Source organism: Paraburkholderia sp. EG286A, from assembly GCF_040965375.1.
In the GTDB taxonomy this organism is placed as follows: Bacteria; Pseudomonadota; Gammaproteobacteria; order Burkholderiales; family Burkholderiaceae; genus Paraburkholderia.
Map to the genome: position 1 here is coordinate 285,242 of NZ_JBFRCB010000004.1, position 18,081 is coordinate 303,322.

Consider the following 18,081-nt stretch of genomic DNA (forward strand, 5'->3'; position numbering starts at 1 on the left):
CCTGTGATTTTTTCAGACGCGTCCGAGTGCCGGTTTCGCCTGTCTGCGTGAAACTTAGCTCGCGACTTGCATAAGCCACCGCGGCTCATGCGCGATGGTGCTCCGGCGGCGTGTGTCCACGATGCGCCATCTGGTCAGGACTACAGAACAGGGAATCCCCATGGCGGAATCGGACAAACCGGTGAGACTGGTCACGGGACGCCAGTCTGCGCATCTGGACATCATCCTCAAGGCTCGCAGGTACGAGCGCGATGAGCGCAGCGAGCGGCGCGCGCCCGGGTTGTCGGTGGTCGAGTGGGACGTTCGCGAGGAGAGCTGCCAGCCGTACCGGATCAGGGCGCTGGTCTCGACTGCCGGGCCGGTGGCGCGCCGGGATATCCTGGGCCAGCTGGCCAGGTTCAGGTTCCAGGTTGACGAGGGGGCGGTGGTCCGGAAGTTCGCGGGATTCGTCTCGCGTTTCGAGTCGGTGTCGAACTCGCGTGATGGCTGTACATATCGTGTCGAAATCCTCCAGCATCTTGCGGTGCTGGACGGCCCCAGCAACTGCGCGACATACCAGGGCAAGACGTCCGCCGACATCATCCAGGAAGTCATCGAGCGCAATGCCGTGTGCCCCTGGATTCGCGTGGTGCAGCGTCTGCGCCGGCGGCATTCCGAACACCCGTTCCGCTTCCAGTACAACATGGGCGACTGGGCGTATTGCCGGCTGGAGATGGAGCAGGCCGGGCTGTTCACGTTTACCGAGGAGGACCGGCACGGCGAGGTGGTGGTCATTGCCGACGACATCGACGGTTACACGCGCCCGTCCCTCTCTCTGAAGGACCGCCCTCCATCGGGGCTGCATACGTTCGAGGAGTCGATCTATTCGCTGAAGGTGCGTACTCGCACCATTCCTGCGTCGTTCATTGTCGCGGACTATGACGCCGACAACCACGCGATGATCTTCCGCGAGGAGGGGCGTGCGCGCGACGAGTTCGGCACGGAGCAGCATGACGACACGACCATGGGCACGCCCCTGGTGTGGGGCACGCATCACGGCGACGAGGCAGGGGCGAAGCGCGAGGCGACGCTGCGGCATGAGGCGGCGCGTGCGCAGCAGGTCACCTGCAGGGGGAAGTCCACGATGCCCTCGATCCGGCCGGGCTGCATCGTGCAGCCCGATACGCTGGCCGGTGCCGCGGACGGCACGCTTGACGCGAAGGAGGGCCTGTTCGTCTCGAAGGTCGTGCATCGAGGGGCGCGCAACGAGAATTACCGCAACACCTTCCAGGCGATTCCTGCCAGCCGGCCCTACCGGCTGCCGATAGACGAATCGAAGTGGCCGCGCGTGCATACGCTGGGGTTCACGGTGACGTCACCGAATCACTACAGGTACCCCTACCTGGACGCGGAAGGGCGCATTGTCGTGCGCTTTCACTGTGACTTCGGCAACTGGCCGAAGGGCGGCGAAAGTATCCCGCTGCGCATGGCCAGGCCCTTCGCGAGCCGCGACCACTCGGGCATGAACCTGCCGCCGGTGGATGGCGACTTCGGTATCGCGGGATTTTTTGAAGGCAATCCCAACAAGCCGGTCGCCGTGGCCTTCATTCCGAACGCCCAAAACCCGGACCTCATCAACAGCTCACGCCGCCGCATGTCGCGCAGCGAGATACGCACACGCTCGGGCAACAAGCTGTGGTTCGACGACTGGGAGCAGCAGCAGGGCATCGAGTTGAGTACGGAGCATTCGGGCCGCTCGCAGCTTCACCTGGGCTTCATTCCCGACCGCGACCTGAACGAGCGGGGCACGGGAGCGGAGCTTCGCACGGGCGCGCATCTGGTCAATCGTGGTGGCGCTGGCGTGATGGTGACGGCGTACAACCAGCCAGGCGGTGGCGGCAAGGTGCTCGCCATGGATGAGACCAACGCGCTGTTCAAGGACCACCAGGCATTCGCCGGCACGCTCGCGCAGTCCGCTGAAGCGTCGAAGGCCACGCCCGCTGACCTCGACGCACAGAAGGGCATCAACGCAGGTCTGCATGAACTGAAGAAACCCGGTGTGCTGTTGACAGGGCCTGGTCCGGTCGCCGTGGCGTCGGGCGATGGCGTGCAGCTCGCCGCCGATGTCTCGATCGTCGGCACGGCGAAGAAGGGGATTCATTTCAGCACGCTCAGGCGGTTCACGGTGGCGGCAGGTGACTTGCTGTCGTTGTTCACGCAGAAGGGCCTGAGCCTCATCACGGCGACGGGTGACTTCGTGGCGCAGGCCCAGCGTGGCAGGATGCAGCTCGCCTCGCAGGAAGGCCTGACGATCGAGTCAGTCAACGGCGCGGTTCACGTGAAGGCGGCGAAGGAGATCATCCTGAACGTGAACGGCACCTACGTGAAGCTGACCGGCGAAGGCGTCGAGATCGGGTCGCGCGGCGGGGTGCTGTTCCGGACAACCAGCGTGAAGGGCACCGGTCCCGCGCAGATGGACCTGGGCGGCACGGCTTTCGCGCCGAAGTTCGTGCCGTACACGACCGACTGCGAGGTGTGGCGGACCAATCCGAAGTTCGTGGTGCCACCGCCGGCACCTGCGCCACTCCCGGCGCAATGGGAGGCACTGGCGAATACGGGAGCGGTGGCGCCTGCGCCGTCGCTTGATACCACGTCTTTGGCCTCGGCGGGTGGCGGAGGGCTGCAGGGCGCGCAGCCGCTGCCACAGACGCAGCAGCTACCGAACTCGACGGGTTCCGCAGGTGGTCCGGCAGGTAACGGCGGATTGGTTATCAACGACCCCGACAACACCAACCAGTATTGTGTCGCTCCCGATCCGATCCAGTTGCAGAGTCCAGCGCCATGCGACTGGAGGCTGCCGGATTTCACGGAGTTCGCCCGCATGGAACGGGAGACGCCGGCCTACCAGAAATATGGTTGGACTAGAACCGAGCGTATTAAGGATGGCGATGATCCAGTAATGTGCTCTGGGACGGATATCACGACGTGTCAGTTCAGCTACGACTCCAGCAGCAAGACGTTGACCGCAAAAGTCGTTACGGTATTGGCGCCAAAGTTGCTGGTCAGAATGAATCCTTCAACCGGGGAACCGCTGCGTGATGAGAAGAACAACTACGCGGTCGTGCAGTATGAGACCTTTAAAAACGGAGCGAACTCTCGCAAGACTTTTGCTGCGCAGGGGCTAATGCTGGTAGAGCGTGATCCGGCAGAAGTCGATGCTTCGACCTACAAAAACATGATCGAGAAAACGCTGAATCAGGGGAACTACAAGCTGATTCTCGATGGATGCCAGAAGGGTGGCGCGTGTGGTTGCCGGATTGCGGTGAAGTTTTGCGTGGACGTGCATGTTACGAGGGAGGCCGATGCTTCGGCACTAAATCCGAACATCGTTATTAATATTTTCCCGACGACTAAGCGAGCGGATGCGAGAAATTGGCCGGAATCGGAATACGAGCTCGATAACAGCGGCGCCGGGAATGTGCCAAAAGTAACTCAAACGAAGGCACACGAGACCGGGCATCTGTTTAACTTCCCTGACGAATATTGGGAGCAAGGCGGGTTCGTGCATTCGATATATGTCAAGGAAGGCAAGGACATAGATTTCGAGCGTGCCGATGCAAACAAAAACAAGAATAACTTCTGGATCATCGAGACCGCCACGAATCTTATGGGTGGTGGGTGCGCCCTCCCCACGGCAACGACTTCACCCTATTACCTTGAATACATTCGCAGATGGTTTTCGGCTCACACCAACAAGTCGTGGCGGGTCGGATATCCGGTTGCGCCTGCCACCGCAAAAGCAAAGGACAGCGCAGCGAGCGGTGGACCGGCCAAACCTTCGGGGGGCCATCAAACGTTGCGGAAGCACGAGTAGCATGGATGCGATACGAAGGAATGCGATTCAAATATGTAGGGTGTTGTATGCATCCTTGATTTTGTTTGCCATGGGAGGGAGGCCGGCGATGGCAATTCAGACAAATGGTAGCGCTCCAAAACCTGGTAGCTTTTCTCTGTCGTGGTCCGGTGGTCTTGAGTACGGGTCAAGACAGATGAGTTTTGACGGCGAAGGGAGGTTTTATTTTGCCACGGGAGATACGGTTAACGAGGATTCGCAGACGGGTATTGGTACCTTTATGCTCAACGTACAAAGCCTGGATTTGCAGGAGTTGAAGGCTGTAGCGCAGGCATTGTGCGACAAAGATATTCAGACTGGCGGTCCAGAAACCTATGACCCACCCGCCACGTTCAGGGTTACCTGTCTTGAAGACGGGAAAGTCGTGAATCGGAGCGGCTCTATACGGACGATTCCCGAGCGATTCAATCGCGAAATTTTTGATGCGCCATTCAGACTTTCGGAGCGGGCGTGGGTGGACGGCAGGAAACTTATCAAGCTTGATTTCTCTACCTGCAAGGTTGAGCACGGTAAAGATGGATATATTGTGTCCGTTTGCTTCGTAAATTCTGGAAATGGATGGATCAAGTTTAAGACACCGGATCAATGGGGCGGGACGTCCATTGACGGTCGTTTAGGTTCCGGTGCGATAGCCAAATTTAATAAGAATGGTATGCGTGAAGATGCAAAACAATCGTGGGGCTTTGCTTTGGGCGGTCAAAAGCTGCTTAACCGGGACGAGTTTCAGGATGGAGTCGTTTTTCTGAGTCCAGGGGATAGCAAAGTGCTTACGTTTCGGACGAATCCCGATTACAGAGCTTCGAAGGGGGAGTTCGAGTTCTCAGGAATTGCATTCATGAGAATCGAATTCGAAGGCGATGGTTGGGGCCTGTCATCGCAAGTAGATTTTAAGGCGGTCAAAACCCGCATCAGCGTCGACCGCGACTACCCCTCAACACCCCAGGAGCGCGAACAGTGGGAAGCGCAGCACCGCGAGGACATGTCGTGGCAACCGGTCAAGCCCGGCGAAACCTTTGCCGAGGACGGCCTGTACCGCGCCGTGCAAAAGAGCGGTGGCATGCCAATTCACAGCCTTCAGCTCAGGCCCTTCAAGGCCGGGGACGTAGCCCCCACGGACAGCGTGAAGATGTTCACGGAGTCCGCCTCCGGCGCGGAGCTGAGCAAGCCGGTGCAGTGGCTATGGGCGGGCAGCGCGCCGACACCCGTCAAGCCATGGTCGCCCGATCTCATCGAAGGCACCGAGCACACGTGTGACCCTGGCGCTGTCTGCCCACGCAGCGGCCGATGGCTTGCGCGTACGGCGACCCGGGACTGGCACTACAGCTACGACCTCGCGCGCATCGTGACCCGCAGCCGGGGAGAGCGCATGCCGGGTGACGACGGGACAACATGGGAATGGCTGGGGCTCTGACAGTCGCGTGTCCCGCGTGACGTGCCCGCAGCATCCACAACGAAACGATTGAGCCTTTCCCCCGCGCGTCGCCCGAAAACCCTTATGCGACAGGGGGTTGGTGCGGTTGGGCGCGAGTTGTCCCCAGCCTTGCCAACAAAATCTGTGGGTAACTCGAACGCCAGACGCAAACCCGCACAGACATAAAAAAAGGGAAGGCGCAGTGCCTTCCCTTTCTTCACAAAGCGACGACGCCTTACTTCTTCTCGTCGTTCAGCTGCGGCAGCGTATAAGCCGCACCCGGCGCGAGCAGACCGACCTTCGAGTACACGCGCAGCTTCTCGCGCGTGTCGGTGATGTCGAGGTTGCGCATCGTCAGCTGGCCGATACGGTCGCGCGGCGAGAACGTCGAGGCGACCTTCTCCATCGACAGACGTTCCGGCTGATACGTGAGGTTGTCCGACTTCGTGCTGAGGATCGAGTAGTCGTTGCCGCGGCGCAGTTCGATCTTCACTTCGCCGGTGATGGCGCGCGCCACCCAGTGCTGGGCCGTTTCACGCAGCATGATGGCCTGCGGGTCGAACCAGCGGCCCTGGTACAGCAGGCGGCCCAGACGGCGGCCGTTCTCGCGGTACTGCTCGATGGTGTCTTCGTTGTGGATGCCCGTCACGAGGCGCTCATAGGCGATGTAGAGCAGCGCCAGACCCGGGGCTTCGTAGATGCCGCGGCTCTTCGCCTCGATGATGCGGTTTTCGATCTGGTCGCTCATGCCCAGACCGTGACGGCCGCCGATGCGGTTCGCTTCGAGCAGCAGTTCCACGGCGTTCGGGAACGTCTGGCCGTTCAGCGCGACCGGCTGGCCTTCCTCGAAGCGGATCGTCACTTCTTCGCGGTCGATCTTGACGTCGTCGCGCCAGAACGCCACGCCCATGATCGGGTTCACGATCTTGATGCCGCTTTCCAGGCTTTCGAGGTCCTTCGCTTCGTGCGTCGCGCCGAGCAGATTCGAGTCGGTCGAATAGGCCTTCTCGGCCGACATCTTGTATTCGAAGCCCGACTGGCGCATGAACTCCGACATTTCCGAGCGGCCGCCCAGTTCGTCGATGAACTGCTGGTCGAGCCACGGCTTGTAGATCTTCAGGTCCGGATTGACGAGCAGGCCATAGCGGTAGAAGCGCTCGATGTCGTTGCCCTTGTAGGTCGAACCGTCGCCCCAGATGTTGACGCCGTCTTCCTTCATCGCCGCCACGAGCATCGTGCCCGTCACTGCGCGGCCAATCGGGGTCGTATTGAAGTACGTCACGCCGGCCGTCGAGATGTGGAACGCGCCACATTGCAGGGCGGCGATGCCTTCCGCCACGAGCTGCGCGCGGCAGTCGATCAGGCGTGCACCGGCGGCGCCGTATTCGGTCGCGCGGCGCGGGATCGAATCGTAGTCGTCTTCGTCGGGCTGGCCCAGGTTCGCCGTATAGGCGTAAGGCACGGCGCCCTTGAGCTTCATCCAGTGCAGCGCGGCGCTGGTGTCGAGGCCGCCGGAGAAGGCGATACCGACCTTTTGGCCGGTCGGAAGGCTTTCAAGAATTGTGCTCATGATGAGAAAGAACCCGGTAGAACGAGAATGCGGAAGGAATTCGGTCGAATCGTCAAGTATGTTGTATCCCCGGCCTTTCGGCAAGCCTGGCGGGGAGGGCCACAGGCCCCGTTCGACGCGGCATCCGCGTTAATAAAAAGGGGCGCAGCAAGGGCCCATGCTCAGCGCAGGGTGTCCCAGGCCGCTTCGATCGCACGCAGGGCGCCCATCACGATCGACCGGTTCAGCGCCGCGGCCAGCACGCCGTCGCGCTCGGCATACGCCTCGCACAGCCGCTGGTGGTCGGTGCAGGAGCGCTGCAGGCGGCCCGGCAGCGAGGTGCTCAGGTGGCGCAGGCGGTTCGTGCGCATGCGCATGGAGTCCAGCACCTCCTTGAAGATGCCGTTGCGGCTCACACGCAGTTCCTCGTCGCGAAACGCGACGTTGGCCCAGAAGTAGCCGTCCACGTCACCCTTTGCCGCGACTTCGGCGAGCTTGCCATGCGCGCGCCACAGCGCGGCGATGTCTTCCTCTGTGGCGTGCTCGACGATCGCGAGCGACACCTGGCCGTAAAGCAGGGCGCGCAGCGCGTAGATCTCGCGCACTTCCTTCAACTGCATGGCGGCCACGCGCGGGCGGCGGCGCGGCGACCAGTCGACGAGTCCTTCGCGCGTGAGCGCGAAAAGCGCCTCGCGCACGGGCGTGCGGCTCACGCCGAAGCGTTTGGCGAGATCGACCGAATTCAGGTCGTCGCCGGGACGCAACCGGCCTTCGATGATGCCGCGCGCCACCCAGTCGACGATCTCGGCCACGCTCGACTGCTCGCCCGTGTCCGGGGCGGCCATTACGCCGACATCTTCATCCATGCGCTTTCCCCCGAGGCGCCGCGAGCGGGCGCAGCGCCGCCGATTGTAACAAATCCGCTGCCTGCTTCGCCTTCGAAGTCGCAGGTCGGTTACTTAAGTGTATACACTCAGGCGAGAATGTCTCTGCGAAAAGCGGAAATTCGCCATATACTGAATATAACTGTCGACACTAAAACGCAATCCAATTCGACTACCCGTCAGGCAAGGAGACGCCATGTACATGGGAACTGAGATTGCCGGCTCAACGCACGTCGAGGCGAGTGTCTCGGCGCGGCTCGACCGGCTGCCGCCCACGCGGTACTTCCGCGGGCTCGTCGCGCGCATCGCGGTGGGCGGATGGTTCGAGTTCTACGAAATGTTCATGGCGGCCTATATCTCGCTGGGCCTCATCCACAGCGGCCTGTACCGCGCCACCACGGCCGGGCTCTTCGATGTGAACGGCTTCGCCAGCTTTCTGGGCTCGTTCTTCGCGGGCATGTTCGTCGGCACGGTGGCGCTGGGCGGCGTCACCGACCGCTTCGGGCGGCGCATCGTGTTCACCTTCGCCATGCTGACGTACTCCGTGGCGAGCTTCATCGCCGCCTTCCAGCATTCGCCGCTGGGCATGGACGCCTGGCGCTTCGTGGCGGGCGTGGGCATCGGCATGCAGCTCATCACTGTCGACACTTATATCTCCGAGCTCACGCCGCGCGATGCACGCGGGCGCTACACGGCGTTCAGCATTCTCGTCATCCTGACTTCGGTGCCCGTGGTCGCGGTCATCTCCTACGCGCTCGTGCCGCGCACGTTCCTCGGCATGGAAGGCTGGCGGTGGGTGATGATCATCGGCGCGGCGGGCGCGGTGTTCATCTGGTTCATTCGCCACGGCTTGCCGGAATCGCCGCGCTGGCTCGAGAGCAAGGGGCGGGTGAGCGAGGCGCGCCAGATCGTCGACGAGATCGAGCGCAGGGTGGTCGCCGAAACCGGCAAGCCGCTCGCCGAGCCGCCCGAAGGCCCGAATGCGAGCCAGCTGGAGGCGCGCGGCGCGTGGATCGAGATGTGGCAGGGCCGCTACTTCAAGCGCACGGTGATGCTGTCGCTGTTCAACTTCTGCCAGACCTTCGGCGTGTATGGCTTTGGCGCGTGGGTGCCGGTGCTGCTGTACTCGAAGGGCATCACGATCACGCATTCGCTGCTCTACACCATGGTGATCGCCATCACGACCCCGCTCGGCGCCATCGGCGCCATGGCCTGCGCGGAGCGCTACCAGCGCAAGTGGCAACTGGTGGGCTGCGCCATCGTCGTGGCCGTGGCGGGCGTGATGTTCGGCCAGGTGCGCGATCCCGTGCCGATCCTCCTGTTCGGCAGCGCGGTGACGATCGCGAACAACTGGCTCATCGGCATCTTCCACACCTATCAGGCCGAGCTGTATCCCACGCGCATTCGCGCGCGTGCCGTGGGCTTCGTCTTCAGCTGGAGCCGGGTGAGTTCGATCTTCGTCGGCTTCTGGGTCGCGGCGCTGCTCAAGCACTACGGCGTGCCGGCCGTGTTCCTGCTGATCTCGTCGGCCATGGTCGTGATCGTCGTGGCGGTCGGCGCGTGGGGTCCGAAAACCAACGGTGTACGTCTCGAGGAGTTGTCCCAATGAGTGGTTCCATCGCCGCCGCGTTCGCGCAGGGCCTGTATGCACTGGCACGGCGCCCCTTGCCCGCCGACGTCCTGCAGGAAGCGAAGCGCTCGTTCATCAACGTTGCGGGCACAACGATCGGCGCCTGCACGCATCCGGGCGTGGAAGCGATACTCGCGACTGCGCGCGATCTCGGCGCCGCCCATGAGGCGGGCGTGCTCGGTCGTACGGAGCGCATCGACGTGCATTTCGCCGCGCTGGCGAACGGCTTCGCGGGTCACCTCGATGATTTCGACGATACGCATCTCGTCACCGTGATCCATCCCGCGGCGGCCACGCTCGCCGTACTCGCCGCGCTCGCGCCGCAAACGCGGCCCACGGGCGCGCAGGCGCTCACGGCGTTCGCGCTGGGCTGCGAGGCGCAATTGCGCGTGGGCGTGGCGATCTCGCCCGAGCACTACGACCGGGGCTGGCATATCACGGGCACGTGCGGCGTGATTGGTTGTGCGGTCACGGCGGCGCTGCTGCTCGGCCTCGACGAAGTCCAGCTCAAGGAGGCCGTGTCGATTGCCGCCTCGATGTTCGTCGGGCAACGCGAGGCCTTCGGCACCATGACCAAGCCGTTTCATCCCGGCAAGGCGGCTGCCAACGGCATCGATGCGGCACGGCTCGCCCAGCACGGGCAGCGCGCCGCCGAGGACATCTTCGAAGCGCCGGGCGGCTATGCGCGATCGCTCTCGACGAAGGTGGACTTCGAGCGCATGAACGGCGATTTCGGCGAGCGCTGGGAATTGCTGTTCAACACCTACAAGCCGTATCCGTGCGGGATCGTCGCGCATCCGGCCATCGATGCCGGCCTCGCAATCGCGGAGCGCATTGCGGACGCCGGTTCGATCGACGCGATCGTAGTGCGCTGTCATCCGCTCGTGCCGGAATTGATGGGCAACCCGCAGCCTCGTGACGGCCTGCAGGCGCGTTTCAGCGCGATCCACGGTGTGGCCGCCGCGCTGTGCGATGGCCAGGTGGGCCTCGCGCAATACGACGACAGTCGCGTGACGCGCGACGACGTGAAGGCGCTGCGCGCGAAGACGACGCTCGCGCCCGACCCCGCCTTGAACCGCGACGAGGTCTACATCGAGGCGCGGCTGCACGACGGCAGCGTGGTCGCGCATCACGTCGACCATGCGCGCGGCAGTCTCGCGCGGCCCCTGACCGACGACGAGTTGCTCGACAAGGTGCGTCTGCTGATCGACCCGCGGCTCGGCGCGGGCGCGGCGGATCGCATTGCCGCCGCCGTCGCGAACGTGGAGCGCGCCGCGAGTCTCGATGCGTTCTTTGCCCTTTGCACGCCGAACAAGGACCTGGTTCATGCATAACCCCGCCGCCCATTCCGCCGTTGCCGATGCATTTGTGGCGCTTGCCGCCGCGAAGCCTGGCGAGCGCGAACTCGAAGCCGCGCGCAGCGCCGTGGCGAACGCGCGCCGCTGCGCCGCGCAGTCCCGCGACGCCAGCCCACTGAGCGCCATGCTCGCGCAGGCTGCCGATGCGCGCTCGCGCGCATGGCAGCTCGGCGCCGCGCTCGCCACGCTGGATGCGGGCTCGACCGCCACGCCCGCCGTGGCAGCAGCGCTTACGCTCGGCGAGTCTCTCGGGGCCGCCGAGGAGGATATCGCCGCTGCCGTCGCGGTCGGCACGCGTGCTTCGGCGCGCCTGGGCGCCGCCGTGGACGACGAAGCGTTCCGTGCGCGCTGGAACGTGGCCGCGTCGCTCGGCATCGTGGGGGCGACGCTCGCGGCAGCGCGCCTGCTCGCGCTCGACGCGCTGCACACACGCCACGCGCTTGGCATCGCCGCGACGCAGGCGGCCGGGCTCGCGCGCAACGTGGGCGAAGCCATGGGCTCGCTGGAAACCGGCAAGGCCGCTGCCGATGCCATCGAAGCGGCCTTGCTCGCGAAACACGGCTTTACGAGCGCAGCGCAGTCGATAGACGGACGGCGCGGGCTGGCCGCACTGATGGCCTACCGTTTCGACGCCGGCGCGATTACCGCATGAGCTGCACCGGGTAGCACGATTCAATACGGATTCCGAACGGATAACGATGCCAAAAACGCCTTCGCCTTCGCGCCGCCGCATGCTTCAGTGCGTCGCGGCGTGCAGCATGCTGCCTGTCGTCGGCGCAAAGCACGCGTTTGCTGCCGACGCCCCAACAACCGCGTCGTCGCCGGACGACACCGGCATCACCGCGCAGCTTGCGCGCTACCTCGTCGCTGCGCGCGACCAGCCGTTGCCCGACGCCGTGCTGGTCGAATGCAAGAACCACATTCTGGATACTTTTGGCGCGATGGTGTCCGGCTCGCGCATGCGTCCCGGCATGCTGGCGACGCAATACGTGCGCTCGCTCGGCGGCGCGCCGCAGGCCTCGGTCGTCGGCTCGGACCTGCGCACGAGCACGGTGAACGCCGCGCTCGCCAACGCCATGTGCGCACACTCCGACGAGACCGACGACTTCGAACCCGTCACGAAGGCGCACCCCGGCTGCTCCACGGTGCCCGCCGCACTCGCGCTGGGCGAAGCGCAGGGCGCATCCGGCGCGGCGCTCGTGCGTGCCGTCGCGCTCGGTTACGACACGGCGTGTCGGCTCCTCATGGCGCTCGGCCCGGATCTCGTGCGCGCATCGCATCGCAGCGCGGAAGGCACGGCCTCGACGTTCGGCGCGCTCGGCGCGGCCGCTGCGCTCGCGCGGCTCGACGAACGCCAGACGCGTTATGCGATCTCCTACGCGGCGCAGCAGGTGTCGGGACTGTGGAGCTGGGTGAAGGATCGCGACCACATCGAAAAGGCGTTCGATTTCGCGGGCATGGGCGCGCGCAACGGCGTGATGGCGGCGACGATGGTGCAAGCGGGCATGACCGGCGTGGCCGACGTGCTCGACGGTACGCACAATCTCTTCATCGCGCTCTCCACGAAACCGCAGCCGCAAGCGATGATCGACCGGCTCGGCAGCCGCTTTTTCGTGACGGAAACAGCGATCAAGACGTATTCGGTGGGCTATCCGATTCAATCGCCGCTCGATGCCTTGCTCACCCTGCGGCGGCAATATCAGCTCACCCCGGACAAGGTGCGCTCGGTGGTGGTGAAGGTGCCGCCGGACGCCATCGGCATTGTCGGCGACAGCGCGATGCCCGACGTCAACTGCGCCCACATGGTGGCGCTGGCGCTCGTGAAGGGCGCGGTGTCGTTCGCGGACAGCCACGACGCCTCGCTCATGCGCGATCCGCAAATCCAGGCGCAACGCGCCAAGGTGACGGTCGTTGCCGACCCGAAGCTGCGCGACCCGGCCGCGCCGCGCGGCGGCATCGTCGAGGTGACGTTGACGGACGGGCGCACCGTGAGCCACTACACGCGCTTTCCGCCCGGCACGAAAGAGAACCCGCTGAGCGTCGCCCAGGTGAACGACAAGGCGCGCGATCTCATGGAGCCCGTGCTCGGTCAGCAAAAGACCGCGCAACTGATCGAGCGGATCAACGCGCTGGAGCACGTCGCGAACGTGGCCGATCTGCGGCCGCTGTTCACGGCGTAATGCGTTGATGTGTTCGTTACGGCATGCGCGTTCGGGACGTATCCACGACCTGCTCGTCCTTCATCCCCAATAGCGCAACGGACTCCGTGCCGGGCCGCCGCGTGGCTTTCCAGATCATCAGCAGGTGGTAGTAGAGTCGCGGGCTGAAGCCGAACCGGTACGCGTAGAGATTGCCGAGCGCGAGCTGGAGCCCGGCGCGCGCCTCGCGATTGCGCGCGAGCAGCGAGACCACGATCGGCACGAGCCGGCGCATGGCGAGCTTGCGCGCCGGTTCGAGTTCGGGCGGCAGCGCGAGGCTCTTGAGAAAGCGCCACGCCGAGATCGACGAGGCATTGATGCTCGTGCGCGTTGCCTGGGATACCGAAACGTCGGTAATGCGATAGCACGAGACGTATTCGTTCACATAGCACACGCGCTTTGCCGCGAGGCACAGGCGCGTGCCGAACACGTAATCGCAGCAGGTGCCGTAGTGGTCGTCGTAGCCGATGCGCTTGACGAGCGCCGCATCGGCGAGCCAGCCGTTGTTGGGGAACATCTGCACGATGCCCACGCGGCCCGGCGGATGTTGCAGTCCCGCGGCGGCGGCCGTGCGGTGATACGCGATGTTCATGCGTTCGCTGGCCGCCTGCATGATGCGCCCGTCGTGATCGGTTTCGTACTGGTCGCCGAACGCGACTTCCAGATCCGGATAGCGCTCCCACTGCGCGAGCAGCTTCTCGATGCAGTGCACGAGCAGATAGTCGTCGTCGTGGATCAGGAGGATCTTGTCTCCACTCGCGCGCTCGAAGAGGCTGGCCACGTTGGGCGCCTGGCCGAGCGCGGGCATGTTGCGCCGGTAGGCGATGCGCGGGTCGTCGCCGTAACGCGAGGCGATCAGTTGCTGCGTGCGATCGTCGCTCGAGTCGTCGCCGATCACGATCTCGATGTTCGCATGCGTTTGCATGAGACACGATTCGATGCAGCGAACCAGCAGTTCAGGCCGGTTGTACGTCGGCAGGCAAATGGAGACCTTCGTTGTTGTCGTCATGGGCAGACCCCAGTGCTTGAGGGATGCGGAGACGTTCGCAAAGACGGGTTCGGAATGCGAACTTCATCCGGTGGACATGACGGTAAAGGAACAAAACGCGAAAGAAATTGAAAATAATTCGCAAGGAATGCGCCTTGCGCACGGCGGCCCGCAAAGCCCCGACCGGCGGGCATCCGCACAAAGTGCCGAGGATTGGTCTTACGAATCGGAAAGAAAATCCGGGCCGCAAAATAATCGGGAAGTCGTCGAGGAGGGTCTGAGTGCCGGAACAGTCATGGCATTCGCGTTAACATTGGCGCTCCGCCTGAAACGACCGACGGCATCCATGGCCACCATCTCCTACGCCCACAAACCGCTCACGCCGTTTCGCCGTGCGCTCGCACGCTTTTCCCTCTCCGAACTCGCGAAATACACGAAGCTCACGCTCGGCATGTGGATAGGCTTCGGCGTTCCGTACGCGTGCGGGTATCCCGAGGCGGCGGTCGCGCTCTCGGGCTCGGCCATGCTCACGCTCGCGCTCGGCAGTTCCATCTCGGCGGCGCGCGGGTACTTCTACAAGCGCGTGATGTCGAACCTCGTGGCGATGCCGCTCGGCACGCTGCTGATCTGGCTGACCGCGCCGCATTTGTGGCTGGGCGTGATCCTGCTGCCGCTCGTGATCTTCACGATCGTGCGCATCCGGCCTTCGGTGTTCCAGATGACGAGCATCACCGTGCCGATGACGCTCGTGCTCTTCACGGGCGTGCACATACCGCTGCTCGAGCAACGGCTGATCGGCGTGGTGCTCGGCATGCTGCTCGGTTTCATCATTCAGCAGGTCGCGTTTCCGCCCGACCACGGATTCTGGGCAAATACGCTCGTGAACGACGGCAACGCACAGGCCGAAGCCTTGCTCAACGAAGTCGCGACGAACACGCTGGACCGCGCGAAGCTGAAATCGGCGACGGCCGCGCTGCGGGTGTCGAGCAGCAATCTGAAGCAGGCGCACGATCTCCTCAAGTCGGACCTGGAGCAGTCGTGGGTGTCGGCGCATCTGAAGCGCAATCGCGATCGCCTGCCGCTGTTCGCGTGCTACCACGAGCTATTCGATTCGATCGTCGGCTTCCTCGAAACGCTCGACACGTTCAACGCGCAATACGAGGCGCTCGACGCACAATGGAAAGAGGCCTACCGGCGCGGCCTCGCGCGCCTCGTGGACGTACACCGGCAACTGGCTTCCCAGGCGGACCTGCGGGTGGAACGCCCAGCTCTGCTCGTGGCGCCGCTGACTCGCGAGGAACTGCATGCGCTCGTCGAAGCGCTGCCCGCCACGGGCGTGTTCACGAGCGTCTATCTCGGGCATTTGACCGGTTACGGCATCCTGCTGAGCCGTTTGAGCGACATGCATACCGAGCACTTGCGCAAAGCGTGAGCGCCGCGCTCATTCCTCGCGGATCTTCCCGGCGATCCGCGCGGCGGCGGCCTGCAGATCGCCCGGGCTCGTGCAACTCATGCGTTGAATGCCTACCGCCCGCCGCGCCAGCGAGCGTCTACCCGTAATTGTCCTGGGGTGGGCGCGCCGCGGCGCATCGCGTGGCGCGCCCCGCTCGCAGCGTCCCGACTGCCGTGCCCGCCGGCCTTGCGCGCCCGATTATTCGCGATCCGCGAATGACGTATTCGGGCGTTATCCGGTACTGATTACACCGCGCTTGCGACTATCTTTGCCTCGTCGATGTCGACGGCGTCCTGCGAGCGTGCAGCGGTGCACGTCGCGTCGCACACCCGTTTTCGACCATGAGCGTGTGGCGCGGCATGCGGCCGGCCCAAGGAGACAGAGATGAAACCGAACACATGGGACACGGCCTACGAATGGAAGGCCGTGACGCTGCTGGCGCTGGGCTTCGGCCTCGTGGGCCTCGACCGCTGGCTGATCGCGCCGCTGTTCCCGTCCATCATGAAAGACCTCAACCTCAACGCGCAGGATGTCGGCAATTGCATCGGCATCCTCGGCCTTTCGTGGGGCGTGTTCGCGGCGGTCATGGGCGGCCTGTCCGACAAGGTGGGCCGGCGCAAGGTGCTGATTCCGGCGATCATCGCGTTCTCGCTGCTCTCGGGCTTTTCGGGCCTCGCAGGCGGCTTCGCGAGCCTGCTGGCCGTGCGCGCGCTGATGGGGGTGGCCGAAGGTTCGTTCTGCCCGACCAGCTTCGCCGCCACGGCCGATGCCTCGCACCCGAAGCGCCGCGGCTTCAATCTCGGGCTTCAGCAAAGCGGCTTTGCGCTGTTCGGGCTCGCGCTTGCACCGATCATCGCCACGCAGTTGCTGGGCGTGATGACGTGGCGCTGGGTGTTCGCGCTCGTCTCGGTGCCGGGGCTGATTCTCGGCTTGCTGATGTACCGCGTGATCCGCGAGCCGCAAAGTGCGCCCGCGCGCAACGCGGATGCATCCGCGGTGAAGGCCGAACGCGGCCACTGGCGCGACGTGCTCCGCAGCCGCAACATTCCCGTAGCAATGGTCGCGCTGTTCTGCGCCATGACGGGCGTGTTCGTGCTCGGCGCCATGCTGCCGCTCTATCTCACGCAGTACCTGTCGCTCGATACGCAGCGCATGGGCGTCGTGGCCTCGGCGATCGGCTTTGGCGGTTTCGTCGGACAGTTCGGTTTGCCGGGGCTTTCGGATCTGCTGGGCCGGCGCCTCGCGAGCGTCATCGGCTTCGTGGGCACCGCTGTCATGCTGATCGTGTTTCGCGGTCTCGGCGCGCAGCCGTTCGCGCTCTTCGCGGTGCTGTTCGCGGCGTCGTTCTTCACGCTCGGCCTCGTTTCGCTGCTCTCGGGACCGGTTGCCACCGAAGCCGCGCCGGCCGGCATGGTCTCGACTTCGATCGGCCTCGTGGTGGGCGCCGGTGAAATCTTCGGCGGCGGCGTGGCGCCCGCGCTTGCCGGATTTGTTGCAGCGCATTTCGGTATCCAGAACATTTTGTGGCTGCCGATTGGCGCCGTGTTCCTCGGCGTGCTGGTGAGCCTCTTCCTCAAGGAAACCGCGCCCGCGAAGCTGCGGCGCAGCGAGGCCGCCACCCCTATTGCGCCCGCCGCGCCCTTGCCTGCAGCGGGGCAGGCCGAGTAACGTGCGCGCGCTGTCCGTGGCGTCCTCGGCGGCTGCGCCGCCCGTGCAGGAGCGGCGCGAGCGACCGGAGGCGGGCCCTATACTTGAAGGGCCCGAAGCCGAGAAGAAGAGAGGAGCATGGACCGATTCCTGAGCATCGAAGCTTTTGTGCGCGTGGCGGAAACGAGCAGTTTCGCGGAAGCGGCCCGGCAACTCGGCGTGACCAGTTCGGTCGTGACGAACCGCATCCAGCAACTGGAGAAGTTCGTCAACGCACCGCTCTTTCATCGCAGCACGCGGCACGTGCGCCTCTCCGAAGTCGGGGAGGCGTTTTATCGTGAATGCGCGGAGGTGGTGGGGCGCGTGAACGAACTGACGGACCAGATGCGCGAACTGCGCGCCACGCCCACGGGCAGGCTGCGCATCCAGATCTTGCCGGGCTTCGCGCTGGGCCATTTCGGCGCGCCGCTCGCCGAGTTCAACCGCCGCTATCCCGGCATCCAGCTCGACGTGATCGTCAACGACCGCGTGGTCGATCCGATCGAAGAAGGCTTCGACGTCGCATTCCAGATCTTCCCGCCGATCTCCGATTCGCTGATCGAGCGGCGGCTCTTTTCGGTGCGCCGGCTCTTTTGCGCCACCCCCGCGTATGTGCAAGAGCATGGCGCGCCGCAGCATCCGCGTGAATTGCTGCAGCACACCACGGCGCTCTATTCGGGCTATCCCTCGCGCAACCGCTGGACGATGACCCGCGGCGACGAAGTCGTGGAGATGGAGTTGCCCGGCATGATCCGCTCGAACTCGGTGCATTTGCTGCGCGATTACGCGCTCACGGGCGGCGGTGTGGTGTGCCTGCCTACGCTCGTGGCGAGCGAGGCGCTCCTCAACGGCTCGCTCGTGCCGATCCTCACCGACTACCACCTCTCGGCGTTGAGCTTTGCCGCCGTGTATCCCTCCACGCAGCGCCAGGCCCTGAAAGTGAAGGCGCTAGTGGAGTTTCTGGCCGAGTATCTGGGCCCCGAGCCCGCGTGGGATGTGCCGCTGATCGAGCGCGGCTGGGTGCGCTAGCGC

The 18,081-nt window shown here is 64.4% G+C and carries 12 protein-coding genes; 9 read left to right on the forward strand and 3 right to left on the reverse strand.

The window, feature by feature from the left end; all coding sequences use genetic code 11:
* Positions 1 to 160 precede the first annotated feature (160 nt).
* A complete protein-coding gene (locus AB4Y35_RS20170) occupies positions 161 to 3,853 on the forward strand; it encodes a type VI secretion system Vgr family protein (protein WP_368705628.1) in 3,693 nt (1,230 codons plus the stop codon).
* Between the two features lie 88 nt (positions 3,854 to 3,941).
* Positions 3,942 to 5,303, forward strand: coding sequence for a hypothetical protein (locus tag AB4Y35_RS20175; RefSeq protein WP_368705629.1), 1,362 nt, complete (start codon positions 3,942 to 3,944; stop codon positions 5,301 to 5,303).
* Between the two features lie 235 nt (positions 5,304 to 5,538).
* Here AB4Y35_RS20175 and argG read toward each other — a convergent pair whose 3' ends face one another.
* Complete coding sequence (gene argG / locus AB4Y35_RS20180; protein ID WP_110383903.1) at positions 5,539 to 6,873, reverse strand: argininosuccinate synthase; 1,335 nt, start codon at positions 6,871 to 6,873, stop codon at positions 5,539 to 5,541.
* Between the two features lie 161 nt (positions 6,874 to 7,034).
* Complete coding sequence (locus tag AB4Y35_RS20185) at positions 7,035 to 7,718, reverse strand: GntR family transcriptional regulator (RefSeq protein ID WP_368705630.1); 684 nt, start codon at positions 7,716 to 7,718, stop codon at positions 7,035 to 7,037.
* A 214-nt stretch (positions 7,719 to 7,932) separates the two neighbouring features.
* Here AB4Y35_RS20185 and AB4Y35_RS20190 point away from each other — a divergent pair, with 214 nt between their 5' ends.
* From AB4Y35_RS20190 to AB4Y35_RS20205, 4 genes are all read left to right on the forward strand, one after another.
* On the forward strand, positions 7,933 to 9,345 hold the full coding sequence (locus tag AB4Y35_RS20190; protein ID WP_368695783.1) for an MFS transporter: 1,413 nt from the start codon (positions 7,933 to 7,935) through the stop codon (positions 9,343 to 9,345).
* Positions 9,342 to 10,700, forward strand: coding sequence for an MmgE/PrpD family protein (locus AB4Y35_RS20195; RefSeq protein WP_368705631.1), 1,359 nt, complete (start codon positions 9,342 to 9,344; stop codon positions 10,698 to 10,700). Before AB4Y35_RS20190 ends, AB4Y35_RS20195 begins: the two co-directional genes overlap by 4 nt.
* Positions 10,693 to 11,376, forward strand: a complete 684-nt coding sequence (locus AB4Y35_RS20200; RefSeq protein ID WP_368705632.1) for an MmgE/PrpD family protein — start codon at positions 10,693 to 10,695, stop codon at positions 11,374 to 11,376. Before AB4Y35_RS20195 ends, AB4Y35_RS20200 begins: the two co-directional genes overlap by 8 nt.
* 106 nt (positions 11,377 to 11,482) lie before the next feature.
* A complete protein-coding gene (locus AB4Y35_RS20205) occupies positions 11,483 to 12,904 on the forward strand; it encodes an MmgE/PrpD family protein (RefSeq protein WP_368705633.1) in 1,422 nt (473 codons plus the stop codon).
* A gap of 16 nt (positions 12,905 to 12,920) precedes the next feature.
* On the opposite strand, the gene AB4Y35_RS20210 is transcribed toward AB4Y35_RS20205, so the two are convergent.
* Entirely contained in the window at positions 12,921 to 13,931 is a 1,011-nt protein-coding gene (locus AB4Y35_RS20210) for a glycosyltransferase family 2 protein (RefSeq protein WP_368705634.1), read from the reverse strand.
* 325 nt (positions 13,932 to 14,256) lie between these two features.
* Between AB4Y35_RS20210 and AB4Y35_RS20215 the strand changes: the two genes are divergently transcribed.
* The 3 genes from AB4Y35_RS20215 to AB4Y35_RS20225 all read left to right on the forward strand — a co-directional run bounded on the left by AB4Y35_RS20215 (position 14,257) and on the right by AB4Y35_RS20225 (position 18,078).
* Positions 14,257 to 15,342 (forward strand): FUSC family protein, encoded by a 1,086-nt coding sequence (locus tag AB4Y35_RS20215; protein WP_368705635.1) that lies wholly within the window; start codon positions 14,257 to 14,259, stop codon positions 15,340 to 15,342.
* Between the two features lie 405 nt (positions 15,343 to 15,747).
* On the forward strand, positions 15,748 to 17,031 hold the full coding sequence (locus AB4Y35_RS20220; protein WP_368705636.1) for an MFS transporter: 1,284 nt from the start codon (positions 15,748 to 15,750) through the stop codon (positions 17,029 to 17,031).
* Positions 17,032 to 17,148: 117 nt separating this feature from the next.
* Complete coding sequence (locus tag AB4Y35_RS20225; RefSeq protein WP_368695788.1) at positions 17,149 to 18,078, forward strand: LysR substrate-binding domain-containing protein; 930 nt, start codon at positions 17,149 to 17,151, stop codon at positions 18,076 to 18,078.
* The last annotated feature ends 3 nt before the right edge of the window (positions 18,079 to 18,081 follow it).

Bases quoted from the DNA above. Each gene is read 5' to 3' on its own strand.
- AB4Y35_RS20200 (WP_368705632.1), top strand. From the start codon at position 10,693: ATGCATAACCCCGCCGCCCATTCCGCCGTTGCCGATGCATTTGTGGCG.
- AB4Y35_RS20215 (WP_368705635.1), top strand. From the start codon at position 14,257: ATGGCCACCATCTCCTACGCCCACAAACCGCTCACGCCGTTTCGCCGT.
- AB4Y35_RS20210 (WP_368705634.1), bottom strand. From the start codon at position 13,931: ATGACGACAACAACGAAGGTCTCCATTTGCCTGCCGACGTACAACCGG.
- AB4Y35_RS20220 (WP_368705636.1), top strand. From the start codon at position 15,748: ATGAAACCGAACACATGGGACACGGCCTACGAATGGAAGGCCGTGACG.
- AB4Y35_RS20175 (WP_368705629.1), top strand. From the start codon at position 3,942: ATGGCAATTCAGACAAATGGTAGCGCTCCAAAACCTGGTAGCTTTTCT.
- AB4Y35_RS20185 (WP_368705630.1), bottom strand. From the start codon at position 7,718: ATGGATGAAGATGTCGGCGTAATGGCCGCCCCGGACACGGGCGAGCAG.
- AB4Y35_RS20225 (WP_368695788.1), top strand. From the start codon at position 17,149: ATGGACCGATTCCTGAGCATCGAAGCTTTTGTGCGCGTGGCGGAAACG.
- AB4Y35_RS20170 (WP_368705628.1), top strand. From the start codon at position 161: ATGGCGGAATCGGACAAACCGGTGAGACTGGTCACGGGACGCCAGTCT.
- argG (WP_110383903.1), bottom strand. From the start codon at position 6,873: ATGAGCACAATTCTTGAAAGCCTTCCGACCGGCCAAAAGGTCGGTATC.
- AB4Y35_RS20190 (WP_368695783.1), top strand. From the start codon at position 7,933: ATGTACATGGGAACTGAGATTGCCGGCTCAACGCACGTCGAGGCGAGT.
- AB4Y35_RS20205 (WP_368705633.1), top strand. From the start codon at position 11,483: ATGCTGCCTGTCGTCGGCGCAAAGCACGCGTTTGCTGCCGACGCCCCA.
- AB4Y35_RS20195 (WP_368705631.1), top strand. From the start codon at position 9,342: ATGAGTGGTTCCATCGCCGCCGCGTTCGCGCAGGGCCTGTATGCACTG.